This window comes from Micrococcus sp. ACRRV, from assembly GCF_022346985.1.
GTDB classification, from domain to species: domain Bacteria; phylum Actinomycetota; class Actinomycetes; order Actinomycetales; family Micrococcaceae; genus Micrococcus; species Micrococcus porci.
The window spans coordinates 1-2,786 of record NZ_JAKRNH010000169.1 but is presented as its reverse complement, the minus strand read 5'-3'; the positions used below and the strand labels follow the sequence as shown (position 1 = coordinate 2,786).

Sequence of the window (2,786 nt, the reverse complement as noted above, 5' to 3'; positions counted from 1 at the left end):
GGCGTCATGGCCCAGACCCCGCAGCCCGACGCCCATCCCATCACAGCGGCCAGGGGCCGGCGTGATCGCGGCGCCTGGTCCCTCGCGCCCGGGGGCGCCCGCCGCGCGCCCGCGAGGATGCCGGAGCCACCGCGGGCGGGTCATGGCCTGCCGGGAACTCCCGGCGACTGCCTCCGGCGCGCCCATGGAGTTGCGGCCGGGGTGTCAGGTCCGTCCGGGGATTCGCGCAGGTCGCACCGTCAGGGTGGAGGGACGGTGCCGCCCGGTGCCGTGACCACCGAAGGACAGGAGCTCCCCGTGAGCATCGACCAGAACACCGCCGACACGACCACCCCCCTGGCCACGACGGGCGTGCGGGGCCGATCGCGTCGCCGCCGGACCGCCGTCGGCGCGCTCGGCGCGGCGGGCGCCCTCGCCGCCGTCGGCATGGCGAGCGCCCCGGCCCAGGCGGCGACCGTGGACTCGTCCGTGCTGCAGTCCATCCAGGCCTGCGAGTCCGGCGGCGACTACACCGCCGTGAACCCCACCAGCGGGGCCTCCGGCGCCTACCAGTTCCTCGACTCCACGTGGGCGACGCTGGCCGCCGCGCAGGGGTATGCGAGCGCGGCCGACGCCCCGGCATCCGTCCAGGACGCGGCCGCACAGGAGTTGTACGCGCAGGAGGGCACCACGCCGTGGGAGGCGTCGCAGAGCTGCTGGTCCGACGCGGCGAGCGTCGCGGCCATGAGCACCTCGACGTCTTCCACGACCGTCTCCGACGCCGCCGTGGCGCAGGCGGACGTCACCACGCCCGTCGAGACCGTGGCCCAGGTGGAGCCTGCCGCGGGCGCCGCCGACGAGGCCGAGGCGGACACCGCCGCAGGCGCCGACGCCGCCGCGGAGGAGGCGGCGGGCGAGGAGACCGAGGCGGGAGGGACCGCCCCGACCGCCGCCCCGGATGCCGCCGCGTCCGGTGAGCAGGCCCCGGCTCCGAGCGAGCCCGCCCCGGAGCCCGCCCCGCAGGGTGATCAGACTGGCCGCCAGCCGGCCGAGCGCTCGGCCGAGCAGGGCCGCGGCACCGCCGAGCAGGCCGAGCAGGGCCGCGGCACCGCCGAGCAGGCTGAGCAGGGCCGCGGCACCGCCGACCAGCGCGAGCAGCGGGGGCAGGACGTCGAGCAGCGCGAGGGCCGCACCGGCGGCGAGCGCCAGGGCGCGGCCCCGGAGACCGGCGGTGACGCCGGGCACCAGGAGGCCGATGCCGCCTGCTGACCCTACGAGCGACGAGGGGCGGGGCGCGCCTGGAGAGCATCGACCTCCGAGCGCGCCCCGCCCCGCCGTCGTGCGGGAGACGGCAGGGGATCAGGCGAGGCCGAGGATCCCCCGGAACACGCCCATGCCGAAGTACAGCACGAAGGCGGCGGCCACGACCCACAGCAGCGGGTGCACCTCGCGGGCCCGGCCCTGGCCGGTGCGGATCACGGCGTAGGCGATCATGCCGGCGCCGATGCCGTTGGCGATCGAGTACGTGAACGGCATCAGGATGAACGTGAGGAACGCGGGCAGGGCGGCGCCCCAGTCGGTCCAGTCGATGCGCACCACCTGGGAGCACATCATGAAGCCCACCACGACGAGCGCCGGCGCCACGGCCTCGAACGGCACCAGGTGGATCAGCGGGGTGAGGAAGATCGTGGCCACGAACATCAGGCCGGTCACCACGGAGGCCAGGCCGGTGCGGGCGCCCTCGCCGATGCCGGTGCCGGACTCCACGTAGATCTGGCCCGCGGAGGCCGAGGCGGCGCCGCCGCCCGTCACGGCCAGGGCGTCGACCATGAGCACGCGGTTCAGGCGGGGGACGTTCCCGTGCTCGTCCATCGAGCCGGCCTCGCGGGCCAGGCCCACGGTGGAGCCCATCGCGTCGAAGAACACGGAGAGCAGGATCGCGAAGACCAGCAGGGCGCCCATGAGGCCGCCCACGGCCTCGAACGCGCCGAAGGGGCGGGCCGAGCCGAGCAGGGACAGGTCCGGGGCCGCCCACTCCGGCAGGGACGGGGCCACGAGGGCCCAGCCGGTCGGGTTGTGGGAGCCGTCCGCGCCCACGGACGGGCCGATGTGGAACACGGCCTCGAGGATGTTCGCCAGCACGGTGGCGGTGACGATGCCGACCAGGATGGCTCCGCGCACGTTGCGGATCACGAGGATCGCGGTGACCAGCAGACCCACGATGAACACGAGCACCGGCCAGCCGGCCAGCTCGCCGCCCGTGCCCAGGCCCACCGGCACGGTGGTGCCGGCGGCGTCCGGCAGGCGCCGCACGAACCCGGCGTTCACGAGGCCGATGAGCGCGATGAACAGGCCGATGCCCACCACGATCGCGGTCTTGAGCGCCTCCGGCACCGCGTTGAACACGGCCGTGCGGAAGCCGGTGGCCACGAGCACCACCATCACCAGGCCCGCGATCACCACCAGGCCCATGACGTCCGGCCAGGTGAGGCCCGGCGTCGTCGCGACCGTGATGGCCAGGAACGCGTTCACGCCCAGGCCTGAGGCCAGGGCGAACGGGTGCCGCGCCCACAGGCCCATGGCCAGGGTCGCGACGGCGGCCACGAGCGCCGTCGCCGCGGCGACGCGCGGGATGCCCAGGACGGCGCCGGTGGAGTCCGGCCCGGAGAGGATCAGGGGGTTCAGGACCACGATGTAGCTCATGGCCAGGAACGTGGCGATGCCGCCGCGGACCTCCTGGCCCACGGACGAGCCGAGGGCGGAGATGCCGAAGAAGCGGTCCAGGCCGGAGCGGGGGCCTGCGGGGG

Annotated in this window: 2 protein-coding genes; one reads left to right on the top strand and one right to left on the bottom strand. The window is 75.6% G+C overall.

Annotation, left to right across the window (positions count from 1 at the left end; translation table 11 throughout):
* Window positions 1-297 precede the first annotated feature (297 nt).
* A complete protein-coding gene (locus MHY29_RS11745; protein WP_239241440.1) occupies window positions 298-1,248 on the top strand; it encodes a transglycosylase family protein in 951 nt (316 codons plus the stop codon).
* A gap of 90 nt (window positions 1,249-1,338) precedes the next feature.
* Here the strand turns inward: MHY29_RS11745 and MHY29_RS11740 are convergent, their stop codons facing one another.
* The gene (locus tag MHY29_RS11740; protein ID WP_239241442.1) at window positions 1,339-2,763 is read right to left on the bottom strand and encodes an NCS2 family permease; all 1,425 of its coding nucleotides are present in this window, start codon (window positions 2,761-2,763) and stop codon (window positions 1,339-1,341) included.
* Window positions 2,764-2,786: the final 23 nt, after the last annotated feature.